The sequence below is a fragment of the Lentzea pudingi genome (assembly GCF_014646255.1).
In the GTDB taxonomy this organism is placed as follows: domain Bacteria; phylum Actinomycetota; class Actinomycetes; order Mycobacteriales; family Pseudonocardiaceae; genus Lentzea; species Lentzea pudingi.
Map to the genome: position 1 here is coordinate 552,578 of NZ_BMNC01000002.1, position 14,684 is coordinate 567,261.

Sequence of the window (14,684 nt, forward strand, 5' to 3'; positions counted from 1 at the left end):
GGCGACCAGCTCGGTCACCGTGCGTACCAGAGCGGCGGCCAACCGGCTGCGCTCGTCCAGCGGGCCACGACGGACCGCCCAGATGGCGCAGCCGGTCGAACACAGCGCGTTGGTTGAGCACGCACACGCCCGCCGGTGTACCCACCTCTGGCGGCTTGCGGTTGCTCACCAGCCGCTTCTGGATCTTGATCCACCGGCTCCGCCCGCAACTGTTGAAGAGACAGGTTGCACGACAATTCCCGTCCGCTCCCTTGACAACGATGTCACGTGCAGAAACGCTCCCTCCCAAATGGGGCAGGCGGCGGAAGGGTTGCAATGAGGCACCTGCGCAAGAGACGAACCACAACCCTGTTGAGCGTTGCGATTACTGCGACACTGGTCAGCGGCGTCACCAACGGCTATGCGGCCGCCGCACCAGAGGAGCCAGGAGTGGGTTTTTCGTCGTCCTTTGAGGACGGTCAGCCACAACCGTCGTGGTCCAACACCGTCGAGACCGACGCGTCGGGCAACCCGAAGTCGGCGGGCGTGATCGGCTCGGACGGCTCGGGCATCCCCGGCAACGTGTCCGACAAGGTCGTCGAGGTCAAGGCCAACGGTGAGCACGCGGACTCGGGCGAGGTGAAGGAGAACCTCGTCGACGGCAGCGTCAACACCAAGTGGCTCGTCTTCGCGACCACCGGCTGGGCGACCTTCAAGTTCGACCAGGCCCGCGAGATCAAGAAGTACGCGCTCTCCTCGGCCAACGACTCCCCCGAGCGCGACCCGAAGAACTGGACGCTGCAGGGTTCGGCGAACGGCACCGACTGGACGGTGCTCGACACCCGCACCGGCGAGACGTTCGCCGAGCGCTTCCAGACCAAGACCTACGAGATCGCGGCGCCGCAGTCGTTCCAGCACTACAAGCTCGACGTGACGCTGAACAACGGCTCCACGAACATCGTGCAGCTCGCCGAGGTCCAGCTCTCCGACGGCTCCACGAACCCGCCGGCGCCGAACATGCGCAGTGTCGTCGGCAACGGCCCCACGGGCGGCTACACGGCCAAGTCGCGGGCCGGCTGGACGGGCGTCAAGGCGTTCCGCACCCAGGGCCGGCACACGACCGAGGGCCGCGCCTACAGCTACAACAAGGTCTTCGACGTCGACGTGCCCGTCAACGCCAAGACCGAGCTGTCGTACATGATCTTCCCGGAGTTCATCACCGACAACCTGGACTACCCGAGCACGTACTCGGCGGTGGACCTCGCGTTCTCCGACGGCACGTACCTGAGCGACCTCAAGGCCGTCGACCAGCACGGCGCCGGGATGTCGCCGCAGGGCCAGGGCGCGGGCAAGTTCCTGTACGCCAACCAGTGGAACAAGGTGGCGTCCACGATCGGCACGGTCGCGGCCGGCAAGACGATCAAGCGGATCCTGGTCGCCTACGACGGCCCGAAGGGCCCGACGGACCTCGGCGCCTGGTACGACGACATCCGCATCGGCGACGTCGTCACCAAGCAGTACGCCAAGCCGTCGGACTACGTGCTGACCACGCGTGGCACGAACTCGAACGGCTCGTTCTCGCGGGGCAACAACTTCCCGGCGACCGCGGTGCCGCACGGCTTCAACTTCTGGACCCCGATGACCAACGCGGGTTCGCAGAGCTGGCTGTACGAGTATGCGCAGCGCAACAACGCGCAGAACCTGCCGACGCTGCAGGCGTTCACGACGTCCCACGAGCCCAGCCCGTGGATGGGTGACCGCCAGACGTTCCAGGTCATGCCGTCGAACATCGCGCCGACCCAGGACCGCGCGCTGCGTGCGCTGCCGTTCCGGCACGACAACGAGGTCGCGAAAGCGCACTACTACGGCGTGACGTTCGAGAACGGCATGAAGACCGAGATCGCGCCGACGGACCACGCCGCGGTCTTCCGGTTCACGTTCAACGACGAGGGTCAGAAGAACCTCGTGTTCGACAACGTGAACAACCTCGGTGGTGTCACCCTCGACGCGGCCAACGGCGTCGTCACGGGCTACTCGGACGTCAAGAGCGGCCTCTCCACCGGCGCGACCCGCCTGTTCGTCTACGGCAAGGTCGACAAGGCGGTCACGGCGAGCGGCCGGCTGACCGGCGCGGGCCGGGACAACGTGGGCGGCTACTTCTCGTTCGGCGAGAAGACGGTCGAGCTGCGGATCGCCACCTCGCTGATCTCCGTCGACCAGGCCCGCTCGAACCTGGAGCAGGAGGTCAGCGGCTCGGACACGTTCGAGTCGGTGCGCGACCGCGCGCAGGCGGCGTGGGACAAGATCCTCGGCATCATCACGGTCGAGGGCGCGTCCGAGGACCAGCTGATCACGATGTACTCCAACATGTACCGGCTCTACCTCTACCCGAACTCGGGCTTCGAGAAGGTCGGCGACAAGATCCAGTACGCGTCCCCGGTGTCGCCGCCGGTCGGGGAGAGCACTCCCACCAGGACCGGCGCGAAGATCGTGGACGGCAAGGTCTACGTCAACAACGGGTTCTGGGACACCTACCGCACGACCTGGCCCGCCTACTCGTTGTTCACGCCGTCCAAGGCGGGCGAGATGGCCGAGGGCTTCGTCCAGCAGTACAAGGACGGCGGCTGGATCTCGCGCTGGTCCTCCCCCGGTTACGCGGACCTGATGACGGGCACGAGTTCCGACGTGGCGTTCGCGGACGCCTACCTCAAGGGCGTGTCGAACTTCGACATCAAGGCGGCCTACGACGCCGCGGTGAAGAACGCGTCCGTCGTGCCGCCGAGCAACAACGTCGGCCGCAAGGGCATGGACCGGTCGATCTTCCTCGGCTGGACCGGCAACGACCAGCTGCACGAGGCGTGGTCGTGGGCGATCGAGGGCTACCTCAACGACTTCGGCATCGCGTCGATGGCGAAGGTGCTGCACGAGAAGACGGGCGAGAAGCGGTACGCGGAGGAGTACGAGTACTTCCTCAACCGCGCCCAGAACTACGTGCTGACGTTCGACAAGCGGATCGACTTCTTCCAGGGACGCAACGTCGACGGCTCGTGGCGCGTCGAGGACCCGGCGAAGTACAACCCGCAGGACTGGCGCTACGACTACACCGAGACGAACGGCTGGAACATGGCGTTCACGGTGCCGCACGACGGACAGGGTCTCGCGAACCTGTACGGCGGACGGGACAAGCTGGCGCAGAAGCTCGACTCGTTCTTCACCCTCCCGGAGACCGCGAAGTTCCCCGGCGGCTACGGCGGCGTGATCCACGAGATGATCGAGGCGCGGGACGTGCGGATGGGCCAGTATGGCCACTCCAACCAGCCGTCGCACCACATCGCCTACATGTACAACTACGCGGGCAAGCCCGCGAAGACGGCGGAGAAGACGCGGGAGATCCTGTCGCGCCTGTACGTCGGCTCGCAGGAGGGCCAGGGCTACGCGGGCGACGAGGACAACGGCGAGATGTCGGCCTGGTACCTCTTCTCGTCGCTGGGCTTCTACCCGTTGCAGATGGGCAAGCCGGCCTACGCGATCGGATCGCCGCTGTTCACCAAGGCGACCGTGAAGCTGGAGAACGGCAAGAAGCTCGTCATCAACGCGCCCAAGAACAACGCGAAGAACATCTACGTGCAGGGCGTGAAGGTCAACGGCAAGGCGTGGAACAAGACGTCGCTGCCGCACGACGTGCTCGCGGCCGGTGCCACGATCGACTTCGACATGGGCCCGAAGCCGTCCGCCTGGGGCACCGGCGCTGGGGATGTCCCGGACTCGATCACCACGGGTGACGCGGTCCCGACGCCGTTGCGCGACGTCGCCTCCGGTGTGTCCACCGCTGCTCTGGTAGACAACAACTCCTCGACCTCCGCGGTGGTCCGCTCGTTCGACTTCAAGGCCGCGGACGTGAAGGAGAAGGCGGAGTTCTACACGTTGACCAACGCCAAGACGGGCACGTCACCGTCGGCGTGGGAGCTGAAGGGCTCCTACGACGGCAAGACATGGTCGACGGTCGACAAGCGTTCCGCCGAGAACTTCCAGTGGCAGCAGTACACGCGCTCGTTCAAGATCGCCTCGCCGGGCCGGTACAACTTCTACCGGCTGGAGTTCTCCGGCGACGTGACGCTGGCCGAGTTCGAGCTGATGTCGAAGCCGCTGCCGGCCGCCACCACCACGGTGACGGGCACGGTCAACGGTCCGCTGCAGGTCAAGGGCGTGACCTATGTGGACGGAGCCACGATCAACGGCCCGGTGACGGTCGCGCGCGGCGCGACGCTGTACGTCTTCGGCGGCGAGATCAAGGGCCCGCTGTCCGCGGCGGACGCGGCATCGGTGGTGCTGGTCGGCGCCCGCGTCAACGGCCCGGTGACGGTACACGGCTCCGCCACCGAGGTCGCCCTGGAGAACAGCACGGTCGGTGGCCCTGTGTCACTGACGTCGAACAAGACCAGGTCAGTCGTGGCGGCCACCGCGGTCGGCGGGCCGTTGTCCTGCACGGGCAACAACCCGGCGCCGTCGAACAACGGCTTCGCGAACGACGTGAAAGGTCCGAAGGCAGGACAGTGCGCTGGGCTGTAACGCCTAACTGATCCTTGTGCTCACCGGAAAGGCCGCGTTCCGTCACGGAGCGCGGCCTTTCCCGTTCACCTGAAAGGATCTATCCCCATCAGACATACTCCGATGAGATCGTGGCTATTCACGCTTGGTGTCTGGGGAGGCTGTTGTGGTGCCGTTCGAACGAGGCCGTGTGCGGGTCGTCGTGCCACAACCCCGTGAGCCGCTCGTTCCGTCACGAACGGGAACGCAGTCCACTAAGGACGCGATCCGCGACCTGCCCCGCTCACCAGCTGAGCTCCCGGCACCGCTGCGCTGACGAGCCGCCCTCGACCTGCAACGTGGCGTGCTCGATGTGGTACTTGGTGGCCAGCAACGCCTGCGCCTCCTTGAGCACGACCGCGTGATCGGCGTCCTCAGCCGTCGCGAGGTGCGCCGAACACACCTCCATGCCGCTGGTGAGCGTCCACACGTGCAGGTCGTGCGCCTCGGTGACCCCGGGAATCCCGGTGAGAGCGCTCTGCATCTCCGTCACGTCGAGCCGCTCCGGCGCGTGCTGGAACAGGATGTGCAGCGCGTTCTTGGCGAGGCTGTACGTCCGCGGCAACACCCAGACACCGATCAGCACACCCATGATCGGATCCGCGTACTTCCAGCCGGTAGTGATCGTGACGATCGCCGAGATGAGCACACCCACCGACCCGATCAAGTCGGCCAGCACCTCAAGGTAGGCGCCCTTGACGTTGATGCTGTCCTTCGCACCCTCCTTGAGGACGCTGAAGGACACGAGGTTCGCCGCAAGCCCGGCCGCAGCGGCGACGAGAACGGGCCACCCAGGCACACTGGGCGGATCCTGGAAGCGCCCGACGGCCTCCCAGATCACGTACCCGGCCACCCCGAAGAGGAGCACGGCGTTGGCCAGCGCGGCCAGCACCTCGGCCCGGTAGAAGCCGAACGTGCGGTTCTTCCCGGCCCTAGCCCGCTGCGCGACCATGATCGCGGCCAAGGCCATGCCCACCCCGAGCACGTCGGTCAGCATGTGCGCGGCATCGGAGATCAGGGCGAGCGAGGACGTCGCGAACCCGACAACGAACTCCACCACCATGAAGACCGCACCGATGCCGAACGCGATCCACAGCTTGCCGACGTGCTGCCCGCTCGCGCTCGCCGATCCGTGCCCATGCCCGTGACCCATGCTTCGGAACATATAGCGACATGCGCATGAGTGCAATCCGGGGTATTCCTCGTCACGGCATCGGGTGATGGAGGCCACGCTCCGTACGAATCGGGGGTAGGTGCGAAACGCGGTGGCGTGGGTGCGCTAGGATCTTCCACGTAGCTACGGCCCCCGTAGCTCAGGGGATAGAGCACCGCCCTCCGGAGGCGGGAGCGCAGGTTCGAATCCTGCCGGGGGCACCACGCAGACCTGCTCACTACGAGCAGAGCGTTGCTTCGGAAGGGCCGCAACCGCCTCGGTTGCGGCCCTTCCTGCTGCTAGGACCGTGTCTCCGGTCAGGGTGATGCGACACACCGCAGTCCTCGTTTCGTAGTCGTAGTGGATCTCTAGCCGAAGCGCCTCGAACAGCGGTCGCGACACCTCGTCGGGCAGGAGGTCGAGGTCGACCCCGGCAATGGGCAGGTAGTCGAGCAGCTCGGGATTCACGGCCTCACGAACCTGGACCTCGATGGCTTCCAGCTGCTCCTCCAGCCGGGTTCGTTCGGCCTGGAGTTCGACGCGCCGGTTGTTCACGTCCCGCACGAACTCGTCGGTCACGTCAGCGGCGACCTCCAGGGTGCGAAGCAGGTTGGTCGACCTGCTTCGGTTCTCACGGAGCGCTCGCTCGATCGCCGCGATCCGGTCCGCGCGTTCCTTCGTGGCGGCCTGCTCCTGGTCGGCTCGGCCCGCGGCGAACAGGCTGCGGCGGTACGGGCCGAAGACTTCGTGCGCCAAGAACTTGTTGACGCCGATCAGCAGCTCGTCCTCACGTACGCGAAACATCGGCGGGTGCCCGTCTGGCCGGTACGCCTTTTTGGGCTGGCAGCCGTAGTAGACGGTCCCGGCGTGGTTGGCGTTGCCGAACAGCCGCCGGTGGCAGTGCACGCAGGACGTGTAGCTGCGCAGGCGGTAGACCCGCTTCGACTCCGGAGCGGGGTTCAAACCGGGCTTCGTTCGCGACCGTTCACGCCGAGCTGACACCTGCTGCGCCTGAACGAACGTCTCCAGGCTGATGAGCGCCTCGTGCGTGGGCTCGACCGACCAGACCCATTCGGAGACCGGGTTGACCTTGTTCTTGCCCGCACCCTTACGCGCCCGGCGGTTCCAGACCATGTGTCCCGTGTACTTCGGGTTCGTCAGGATGTCCCGCACGCTGGAGTACGTCCAGAACCCGACCGCCCGGTCCGGCTCGACCGGAGTCGGCGGCGGGTTGAGCGCGAGGTCCTCGTTGAGCCGATCCGCGATGGCCTGGTAGCCCAGCCGCTCGGTGGTGCGCCACTGGAACTGCCGCTGGACGCAAGGCCCCTCGATGGGGTGCATCAGCAGCCGGGTCTTCTTGATGCCCTTGGCTCGCTTGGCCGGGACCGGGTGCGGCACGGGATCGGCCCGGAAGCCGTAGCAAGCCTTGCCGACGTTGTAGCCCTGCTGGGTGTGGGTCTCGAAACCGTCCCAGCTCTTTTCGAGCATCTCCAGCACGTACCACTCGGTGACGCCCTGCTTGACGCGCCGAGTCAGCACTTGCGTAGCGGTCTTCGCCCGGCGACCGACGTCACCGAGCTGGAACGGTTCGTCCGCCGCGATCAGCCGCACACCGAGCTGCTCAAGGCGACGCTCGATCTCGTTGGAGATGTACGCCCGCCGGCCGACCCGCCCGATCTCCTCGCAGATGACGACGTCGAACCGGCGGTCCGGCCGAGCCGCTTCCTCAAGGAGGTCGTGGATGCCACCATCGCGCGGCACCGGGATCTCGAACATCTCGTGCGCACGACTTTGGCCGCGCGCGGCGAGGTCCTTCCGGCCCGACTCGATGTCGTAGAAGTGCGCGACTATGACCGCGTTGTCCGGCAGCGCGCGGTGGCACCCGTTGAGCTGCCGCGGGATGGAGAGTGTCGGGTCCTGCTGGTCGTACGTGGACGTTCGAGCAGCGAACGCAACCCGGATGAGCCCGTTGTCGGCACGGACCGCAGGGCCCGACAACGGGTGCTCGCGATCTACTCGTCGCGGCCCCGCCCACTCTTGGATCGCTGCTGGGCTACCCACGCAGCCACCTCCCGCAGAACTCGTACCTGCTCGCGGCGAAGCGCTGGAACCTCACGCTCGTCCGCCAGCCGGATCTCGAACTCGAACCTGACCGGCGAGGCGCTGTTCGGGACCTCTCGCGACGGCTTAGCCATCACGATGCCCGGTCGTCAACCTCAAAACTGAAGGTATCACCTTCATATTCAAGCCATCACCTCGACTTGGCAGCTTTCGCCTAGAGGGAGTACCTGCTGGGCGGCAACACACCCCACCGCGCCCGCGGCTCAACGTCCGCGATCGGAGAAACTGCCGTGAACACGACGGCGCTCACGCGGGCGCGAACGGCTCGCAACGAAGGGCGTGAGGGAGTGCAGATCCGCTGGCAGCTCCGGCAGGTCATGGCTACGCGCGAGATCTGGAAGGGCGCGGACCTGATTCGCCTGTTGCAGGAGCGCGCCGGCTTTGAGATCTCCTCCGCGTCGATGTCCGCTCTGCTCAACCACCAGCCGAGCCAAGTGAAGTGGGAGACGCTGCAAGCCCTGTGCACCGCCTTGAGGTGTACGCCGAACGAACTGTTCGGCGTGGACGCTCCGGTGCCCACGAGTAAGTGACCTGACCGCACCACCGCCGCAGGCGTGTTGGTCGGTGGCAGGTAGACGCGCCGGTGCTTTCATGACCGGATGACGGTCGCTTCCTTCGTGATCTCGTGTCTCGCAGCGCTCTTCGCCTTGGGTGCGGTGTGGTACGCCCGCGGACAGAAGATGGCCGCGGAGAAGTCCGCCTTGGAAGCGAAGCGCTCCGCAGACTCGGCCGCCGAGATGGCCAGGATCGAGCAGGAACGGCGAGCAGACGAAGTGGCCGACGCCGAGAAGCTTCGAGTCCGGTTCAGCCTCGTCCACCACAACAACGCCGCGTACGTGCTGAGCAACGACGGAACCGACAGCGCCTACGGAGTACATGTCGACGGCCAACGTCTGGTGGCACGTGGCGAGACCGAGTTCGAAGTCTTCCCGGCCGGGGATGCGCGCAAGTACATCCTGTCCAAGGCCATGGGAAGGCCCGACCACATCATCGTCACCTGGCACACCCGGCCGGACCGAACTGACGCGGCGAATTCAGCGAAGTTCTACATCTAGCCGCGACAGACAACCTCGGCCTGTCCACAGACTTGTCCACAATCGGTGGCGCGACGGTGGACAAGTCTTCACCGCAGGACCGCGTGGTCACGCCGCTCGCCTCCAGCCGCGAGCGTCGATATCGCAGACCGCCTCGACAGCGAGCTCGGCGTCGTTCGAGAGCTGGAAGACGAACACCTCGTCATGGGCCACGAGCGACACCCGCGAGTTGGCAGACCTTCGACGTTCAGCAAGAGATGCTCGAGTGCGCAGGCGCTCACCGCGCAGGTCCGCGGTGAGCGCGACACACCTGTCGATCAGCGCCAGCCCAGCCGCCGTGCCGACCGCGTCGAGCTGGCTGGCCAGGTCCACGAGGGCGCCGTCCGAGCACCGCTTCGGTCGCGCGACGACAACGACGTACCCACCTTGGCGCACGAGCGGTTCGCAGCAACGCAATGCCGTGGCGAGCTCGGCCAGAGCAGACTCGTCCGGGTCGTGGTCCGAGCCGGACAGGCGCCTCGACGGGGTCCGGAGCGCGGTCAGAACCAGTCCGACCTGACCGATCAGACCGGCGGCCCGGACGGTCGCGAGAACCGTCGGACGGGCGTCGAGAACGGATCCGTCACGCCAGGCCCCCATGGACTTGGCTGCGGTGACGTTGGCTCGCGCGAGTGGCCACCATCGATTGCTGCTGGTGAGTCCGACTGCGTGGCGCCCTGCGCGGAGCGCCTCGGTCAGCACGGTGCCGGCGCCGCAGTTCGGATCCAGCACAAGGTCACCGGGGCGGGTGTACGTCGCGATCGTGTGAGCAGCGACTGCAGGTGGCACTCGTTCGGTGTCGGTCTCTGTACCGGGCACGCAGGCTGCCGCACGCACCTGCGTGAGCGCGTCATGCTGCCCGGTCGGCCAGACCGACAGCGGAACCACAAGGCGGTCAGGCATCGGCACTCACCTCGCCGTCGGCGACCGACTGGCGGGCGAACACGAAGAGGTCCTCGTGTACCCGTACATGCCGAATAGGTGTCGTGGGTGGCCTTGTCGAAGTACGTGCACTGACATTGCCGAACGGCGGCATCACCACGAGCGCGCCATCACGAACGGGCGAGCGCAGCAGGGCGATTCGGTCGCGGTAGAGCAGCCCCGCAGAGTCAGCGGCTCGCACCAACGAGCTGGCCGGGTCGGCGAGTCGATGGCTCGCCCTGTCGCCGTGGGTGAGCACGGCGAGGACGCCGGAGGGGCTGAGCACACAACTCCAATCGGTAGGCCGAAACCAGCTGAGCGTGCGCGGGTCTGCTGCCGCGACGACGAGGTCGTACCGGTCCGGACCGAGGCCCCGCCGAGACCCATCCACGCCGGACTCGGCGGGCGTCGGCAGTCCGGCGAGTCCATCAGAGGTCGGACTGTCGACGGACGCTCCCAGTCCGTGTCCGGACTCTGCGCTGAGTCGCTCGTCCTCTTCGGAACGCGCGACGACCGTCTGCGTCTGAACGCCGCGACCGAGTCGGACGACGGTCCAAGCGGCCTCGCGCAGTCCCGCGTACGCACCGGACCGACACGGCTCCGCAGGTTCGAGCAGAAGAACCCGTTGGCCGGGTCGGGTGTACGTGGTGACGGCCTTCACGACGGCGGTCAGCAGCCAGCCGGCGAGCAGGCCGGTGCCTTCGCCGAAGTCGTCTTGGGCGCATGGCCAGACGGTGCTCGGGCGTCCCTGCACCGGGCTGCGACGCGCAAGCCGCGTTCGCGATGTTCGACGCCCCCGGAACCGTGTGGTCGAGGGGCGCTGGTCACCGGGCTTCTCTGAGTCACCTTCAGCGGAACCGTTGCTGCATGCCGGGGTCATCGCGTTTCTCCTCAGCCGGATATCGCCGTAACTGCTGACACCTCTTAACTCCGAATTTCACGCGATTTTTGGACAAGCGCTTCCGTCGCCGCCGACGCGCTCCAGCACCACTGGACCAGCACTTAGTTCCTACTAAATCGCAGCTCAGACGCCCGACTCAGCTGCGGACGAGCGCGCCACCGCCGCACCAGAACACTGGACATAGCAGTCCATTAGTAAGCGGCCGAGAATTTCTAGTCGCCACCTAGTAGCAGGTCGATATTTCCTTGGTATCGCCTGAGGCTTCCTGGCGTCGTTGCTTTCGCTTCGACACCACAGGAGACCTGAAATGGCTACGAACTCACTGGACATCGCGAGGGACGCGTTCAACTGGCTGGTCACCGGACCGCACCCGGTCTCGCTGAACGGCAAGCCCTTCGCGGGGCTTCCGAACCGGGACATCTCGTTGGACGAGTGCGGGACCGGCTGCTGGCGCGGCGCTGTTCGCAGGCGACGCGGGACGCGGTGTGGGCGCACCTGGTGCTGCGTTCCCGAACCGAAGGAGCGACGTGGACCGTCGCGGCCGTGGGGGTCGCGCTGCCCGCGTTGACCTCGGTCGCGGCCACGCTCTCGGACCGGTTCGCCGGCGATCCGGCCGACGTCCACGCCGAGGTACTGCGTGGCTTCCTCGCCGCATTGTCGACCGTCGATCTGCGTCCACCGCGGATCATTCTGCGGCTGCGCTGGGCCGCCTGCCGGTCGGGGTACCACGCGCTGTCCGAGGCGTTGTCGAGTCCGACTCCGATCGCGCCGGGTTTCCGATCGACGCCTCCGCACGCACCTTGGGGACACCCCGATCTGGTGCTCGCCCGCGCGGTCGCGGACGGAGTCCTGACCCAGACCGAGGCCGCGCTGATCGGTGCGACTCGACTGGAGAACGTGTCCGTCGCGGATTGGGCAGCGGCGCACGAACTCAGCGAGTGGGCGGTCTACAAGACCCGCAAGCGTGCCGAACTCCGGCTGGTCGACTACCTGCGCGAGGCCATTGCCGAGGCCGATCCGACCGACACGTTGACGGACCAGGTGGCCGCCGCAGTCGCTCTCTCGCAGCCGACCTCTGCACCCTCAGTGGCCACCAGTGAGTCCGACTCGAAGCGGCCAGTTCATGGTCACGTGTCCAAATCGGACGCGAATTCCGGAGTTCAGGGCTGCGGGACACACCCGCACGCAGCCCAGCCTTCGGAGGGGTCCCAATGCGCCTGAACGCTCACGGTCCAAAGTCGACAACGCAGCAGCGGGGCCATTCCCGTTCGACGAACTGGTCGCGCGTCGCACTGGCTGCTGGAGCCGTTGCCCTCGTGCTTCTGACGTTCGTGTCGGCGGCGCACGCGGACACGACGATCGTCGCCCTGGCCAAGTCGGTCGACGAGGTCCTCACCAACATCCGCAACTGGATCATGGGCATCCTCGCTCTGCTGGCGACGGTGTTCCTGTCGATCGGCGGTGCCCGCTGGATCATGGGTGGCAACGACCCCGGCGAGGTCGAGAAGGCCAAGTCCGCTTTCAGGTCGGCCGGTTGGGGCTACGGGCTGGCGGCGCTCGCGCCGTTGGTCGTCGAGATCCTCAAAGGGATCGTGGGTGCCTGACGATGGCCGTCAGCATCCTGCCCCGGACGATGGGACGCCGACCGCCGCGGTGGCGCACGGGCGTGGCCGTGCTGAGCATCGTCGTCGGCCTGCTGTGCGCTTTCTCCACAGCTGCCTCCGCGCAGCCCGTCACCCCGACGCCCACCGCGCCGACGCCACCTCCAACCACATCAACGTCACCGTCCGCGCCGACCACCACGCCGCCGAGCGTCAGCCCGCAGCTGCCTCCGGTCGAACGTGCGGAGTGCGGCATCACCGACCTGTCGGCGTGTGTGAACGAGGGCTTCTCGTCGTTCCTCAACCTGTTGGTCGGCGAGTCGCTGAACTGGCTGTTGCAGATGCTCGGCACCACCTTGCTGTCGACGCCGACGCTCGACCAGTTGCCCCGCATCGGGGAGATATGGGAGCAGTCCCGGTTGTTCGTCGTCGCGGCCTACTCCCTGCTGGTGCTGCTCGCCGGAATCCTGGTGATGGGCCACCAGAGTCTCCAGACCCGATACACGATCCGGGAGATCGCGCCCCGCGTGGTCGTGGGCTTCCTCGCCGCCAACCTCAGCCTGCTGCTGGGCGACCAGGCCATCCGGTTCGCCAACGCCGCGTCGTCGGCCGTCCTCGGCGACGGCCTCGATCCGCAAACGTCCGGCAAGGCGGTCTCGGAGTTGTTCGTGGCGTTGGTGAGCCGGTCGGTCATCGACGGCGGGTTGTTCGCCGGGCTGTTGTCGCTCGCACTCACCATCCTGCTGATCGGGTTGCTGATCGGCTACGTCGTGCGGGTCGCGCTCACCGCGCTCCTGCTAGCAGGAGCACCGTTCGCGCTCATGTGTCACGGCCTCCCGCAGTTGGAAGGTGTCGCGCACTGGTTCTGGCGGTCCGGTGCCGGCGTGCTCGGCATCCAGGTTGGACAGAGCCTCGCTCTGATCGTGGCGCTCAAGGTGTTCCTGGAACCCGGCGGCTTCACCTTCTTCGGCGCGCCGACGTCGGACGGCATCATCAACCTGATCGTCCTCATCGCGCTGATCTAAATCCTGGTGAAGATCCCGGGCTGGGTGATGAAACAGGTCGGCGTCGGTGGCGGGCGTCGCTCGTTCCTGGGCGGGCTGGCCTACGCGTTCGCGTTCGGCAAAGCCATGGCGTTGGTCGGTGGTGGACGAGCCGCGGCAGCTGGCGCCCGTGCCACTGCACGGCCGAGCAGCGGTGCTGGCCGTCCTGTCGCTGCGGATCCTCCGTGGCCGACCCAATCTCCATTCGCTTCCACGCCGCAGATGGTCGCCAGGCGCCTCAAGGAGTCGTACGACGCCGAGCGCTTGCGGGCCGCACGTCGCCCGCGCGTTCCGTCCCAGGAGCCGAAGTTCCTGCAACCGCAACCCCAGCAGACGGTCCACGACCCCGCAGTCGTGCCGGCCACTCTCGAGTCAGCAACGCCAGAGTTCAGCTCCGCCGCAACACCGGACGCTCCAGTCGCTCCACCACGGCGAGGACCCAAGCCCGGCAGCTCACCGCAGTTCCAGGTCGCAGGCGGCCCTCGACGCCGCACCACTGCGCCGAAGGTGGCCCGGCCGGTCCGTGCGGCCTCGATGCCGCCCCAGTTGCAGTTCCGTTCGGCAACTCCGCCGGCACCGGCTGCGCCGACTCACCCGACAAGCTGATCAGGCTCGCCGCGAACATAAGCAGCGAAGTGCGCAATCCGGCGGACTTTGCACTCCTACCCACCAAATTTGCCGAAGCCGGCGTCCGACTCGTGCACATCGACGCTTTTCCAGCGAGCAAAATCGACGGCGCCTCCTTCAAGATGGAAGGCACGCCGGTAATCGGCATCTCAGGGCGCGGCCAGCGTCTCGACAAGGTACTATTCACAATTCTTCACGAGTGCGCTCACGTCGCCCTCGGCCATACCGAACATGGGCCGATCATCGACATAGACAGCCCACACGGCAAAGAGCGGGAAGATCAGGCAAACGAGACCGCAGCAAACTGGGCACTCAATACTCCCCTGCCGCCATTGCCTGATCGAATCACTCAATCTTGGCTGACACACGTCGCTCAACAGGCCAGCGTGCACCCAGTCGTCGTCGTGGGCCGACTCCAACACGACCGCAAGCTGAGCTGGCGTAGCGCCCTGGTCAAGGACGCACCGAACGTCACCGAATTTTTGCAAGCCTGGTAACCAGCCCCAGGACCTTACCTTGACGCAAATCCAGACTCCCCACGGTCAACCCGACTTGAAACGAGCCGGACCGACCAACGGGAATGTGACCACCTACACAACCAGGAACTCCTACACGCCAGCGCTTCCCACCAACTGCAGCCTGCGTGTCCCAACGCACTTCATCACCAAGTGACCTTCG

11 protein-coding genes, 1 tRNA gene and 1 pseudogene are annotated in these 14,684 nt (G+C 66.5%); 9 read left to right on the top strand and 4 right to left on the bottom strand.

Annotated elements, in window-relative coordinates; all coding sequences use genetic code 11:
• Positions 1-315 precede the first annotated feature (315 nt).
• The gene (locus tag IEY88_RS08495; protein WP_189154056.1) at positions 316-4,548 is read left to right on the top strand and encodes a GH92 family glycosyl hydrolase; all 4,233 of its coding nucleotides are present in this window, start codon (positions 316-318) and stop codon (positions 4,546-4,548) included.
• 262 nt (positions 4,549-4,810) lie between these two features.
• Here the strand turns inward: IEY88_RS08495 and IEY88_RS08500 are convergent, their stop codons facing one another.
• Positions 4,811-5,719 carry a cation diffusion facilitator family transporter gene (locus tag IEY88_RS08500; protein ID WP_189154057.1) on the bottom strand — a complete coding sequence of 303 codons (909 nt, stop codon included), beginning with the start codon at positions 5,717-5,719 and terminating at the stop codon, positions 4,811-4,813.
• Between the two features lie 149 nt (positions 5,720-5,868).
• On the opposite strand from IEY88_RS08500, the gene IEY88_RS08505 reads away from it, so the two are divergent.
• A tRNA-Arg gene (locus tag IEY88_RS08505) sits at positions 5,869-5,943 on the top strand.
• Between the two features lie 835 nt (positions 5,944-6,778).
• Here IEY88_RS08505 and IEY88_RS45435 read toward each other — a convergent pair.
• Positions 6,779-7,060 (bottom strand): annotated as a pseudogene (locus IEY88_RS45435) (recombinase family protein); the annotation flags it as partial.
• Between IEY88_RS45435 and IEY88_RS44080 the strand changes: the two are divergent.
• The 3 genes from IEY88_RS44080 (at position 7,055) to IEY88_RS08520 (ending at position 8,895) form a co-directional block, all read left to right on the top strand.
• Positions 7,055-7,945, top strand: coding sequence for a hypothetical protein (locus IEY88_RS44080; RefSeq protein ID WP_229693184.1), 891 nt, complete (start codon positions 7,055-7,057; stop codon positions 7,943-7,945). The pseudogene IEY88_RS45435 and the gene IEY88_RS44080 overlap by 6 nt on opposite strands.
• A 125-nt stretch (positions 7,946-8,070) precedes the next feature.
• Positions 8,071-8,370: a helix-turn-helix domain-containing protein gene (locus IEY88_RS08515; protein WP_229693185.1), complete on the top strand. Its 300-nt coding sequence runs from the start codon at positions 8,071-8,073 to the stop codon at positions 8,368-8,370.
• Positions 8,371-8,439: 69 nt separating this feature from the next.
• The gene (locus tag IEY88_RS08520) at positions 8,440-8,895 is read left to right on the top strand and encodes a hypothetical protein (protein ID WP_189154058.1); all 456 of its coding nucleotides are present in this window, start codon (positions 8,440-8,442) and stop codon (positions 8,893-8,895) included.
• 87 nt (positions 8,896-8,982) lie between these two features.
• Here the strand turns inward: IEY88_RS08520 and IEY88_RS08525 are convergent, their stop codons facing one another.
• Together IEY88_RS08525 and IEY88_RS08530 are read right to left on the bottom strand one after the other, a co-directional pair.
• The gene (locus IEY88_RS08525; protein WP_189154059.1) at positions 8,983-9,816 is read right to left on the bottom strand and encodes a DNA methyltransferase; all 834 of its coding nucleotides are present in this window, start codon (positions 9,814-9,816) and stop codon (positions 8,983-8,985) included.
• A complete protein-coding gene (locus IEY88_RS08530) occupies positions 9,809-10,588 on the bottom strand; it encodes a hypothetical protein (RefSeq protein WP_189154060.1) in 780 nt (259 codons plus the stop codon). The genes IEY88_RS08525 and IEY88_RS08530 overlap by 8 nt, the downstream gene beginning before the upstream one ends.
• Positions 10,589-11,167: 579 nt before the next feature.
• Between IEY88_RS08530 and IEY88_RS08535 the strand changes: the two genes are divergently transcribed.
• From IEY88_RS08535 to IEY88_RS08550, 4 genes are all read left to right on the top strand, one after another.
• Positions 11,168-11,956: a hypothetical protein gene (locus IEY88_RS08535; RefSeq protein WP_189154061.1), complete on the top strand. Its 789-nt coding sequence runs from the start codon at positions 11,168-11,170 to the stop codon at positions 11,954-11,956.
• Between the two features lie 95 nt (positions 11,957-12,051).
• Positions 12,052-12,339, top strand: coding sequence for a pilin (locus IEY88_RS08540; RefSeq protein ID WP_308425966.1), 288 nt, complete (start codon positions 12,052-12,054; stop codon positions 12,337-12,339).
• 2 nt (positions 12,340-12,341) lie between these two features.
• On the top strand, positions 12,342-13,361 hold the full coding sequence (locus tag IEY88_RS08545) for a TrbL/VirB6 family protein (protein ID WP_229693187.1): 1,020 nt from the start codon (positions 12,342-12,344) through the stop codon (positions 13,359-13,361).
• 653 nt (positions 13,362-14,014) lie between these two features.
• Positions 14,015-14,503, top strand: a complete 489-nt coding sequence (locus IEY88_RS08550) for an ImmA/IrrE family metallo-endopeptidase (RefSeq protein ID WP_189154062.1) — start codon at positions 14,015-14,017, stop codon at positions 14,501-14,503.
• Positions 14,504-14,684: the final 181 nt, after the last annotated feature.

What these genes read in the sequence shown, in the direction of transcription:
- IEY88_RS08545 (WP_229693187.1), top strand. Translation starts at nt 12,342, where the DNA reads ATGGCCGTCAGCATCCTGCCCCGGACGATGGGACGCCGACCGCCGCGG.
- IEY88_RS08495 (WP_189154056.1), top strand. Translation starts at nt 316, where the DNA reads ATGAGGCACCTGCGCAAGAGACGAACCACAACCCTGTTGAGCGTTGCG.
- IEY88_RS08525 (WP_189154059.1), bottom strand. Translation starts at nt 9,816, where the DNA reads ATGCCTGACCGCCTTGTGGTTCCGCTGTCGGTCTGGCCGACCGGGCAG.
- IEY88_RS08520 (WP_189154058.1), top strand. Translation starts at nt 8,440, where the DNA reads ATGACGGTCGCTTCCTTCGTGATCTCGTGTCTCGCAGCGCTCTTCGCC.
- IEY88_RS08500 (WP_189154057.1), bottom strand. Translation starts at nt 5,719, where the DNA reads ATGGGTCACGGGCATGGGCACGGATCGGCGAGCGCGAGCGGGCAGCAC.